1 protein-coding gene and 1 pseudogene are annotated in these 1,070 nt (G+C 56.7%); both read left to right on the top strand.

Annotation, left to right across the window (positions count from 1 at the left end; genetic code table 11):
- Nucleotides 1-386: pseudogene (locus NKI49_RS33200) on the top strand (glycosyltransferase family 1 protein); the annotation flags it as partial.
- 2 nt (nucleotides 387-388) lie between these two features.
- On the top strand, nucleotides 389-1,070 hold a 682-nt coding region (locus NKI49_RS33195), incomplete at its 3' end, for a UDP-galactopyranose/dTDP-fucopyranose mutase family protein (protein ID WP_352695939.1).

The following is a 1,070-nucleotide window of genomic DNA, read 5'->3' as shown; positions in this document are numbered from 1 at the left end:
TAGGTGCGAAGGCCTACTGCGACCTACCCGATTATCTGCGCCATTGGGATGCAGGCTGGATGCCGTTTGCACTCAACGAAGCGACCCGGTTCATCAGCCCGACTAAGACGCCGGAATTTCTAGCGGCGGGCCTGCCGGTGATCTCGACGGCAATCGTCGATGTGGTGCGCACTTACGGCGCTGCTGGACTCGTGGAAATCGCGGACGGAGAAGATCTGCAAATTAAGCTACGCTCCGTTCTTTTGCGACCACGTCAGATGCTCCTGCAGCAAGTAGATGCCTATCTTGCGGACATGTCCTGGGAACGAACATGGAATGCCATGGCAGCTCACATTGAGCGCGCGTATCAACGCAAGAAGGTCGTCCCTCTTCGCAGGAGCGCATAGCCATGTTCGATTGGTTGGTCGTGGGCGCCGGCTTTGCCGGCAGCGTGATTGCTGAAAGAATAGCTTCGCAGCGCCATGAAAGCGTGCTCCTGGTCGATCGTCGCAACCATGTCGGCGGCAATGCCTATGATTGCTATAATGAAGCCGGCATCCTAGTCCACCGCTACGGACCGCACATCTTCCACACCAACGGTCAGGCGATCGTGGACTACCTGTCGCAGTTCACCGATTGGCGGCCATACGAGCATAGGGTGTTGGCGGCGGTGGACGGGAAACTCGTTCCCATCCCCATCAACCTCGACACGATCAACAGCCTTTATGGGCTGGATCTGACCTCGGCGCAGCTGGAGGATTTCTTCGCGTCACGACGCGAGACGGTAGAGGACGTTCGCACGGCCGAGGACGTCGTTATCAGTACGGTGGGACGAGAGCTCTATGAGAAGTTCTTTCGTGGTTATACGAGGAAGCAATGGGGCGTTGATCCCAGTCAACTCAGTAAATCGGTGACAGCACGAGTACCGACCAGGACCAACCGCGATGACCGCTACTTCAGTGACAGCTTCCAGAACATGCCGCTCGGCGGGTACACCAGGATGTTCCAACGCATGCTCGAACAGCCGAACATAAAGATCATGTTGCAGACCGATTTCCGCGAGATTCGTGAGAAGATACCGTTCAGGCGAT

Origin of the sequence: Mesorhizobium sp. M0587 (assembly GCF_040320945.1) — a bacterium.
In the GTDB taxonomy this organism is placed as follows: Bacteria; Pseudomonadota; Alphaproteobacteria; order Rhizobiales; family Rhizobiaceae; genus Mesorhizobium.
The sequence above is the reverse complement of the archived record's forward strand: the minus strand, read 5'-3'. Positions and strand labels throughout refer to the sequence as shown.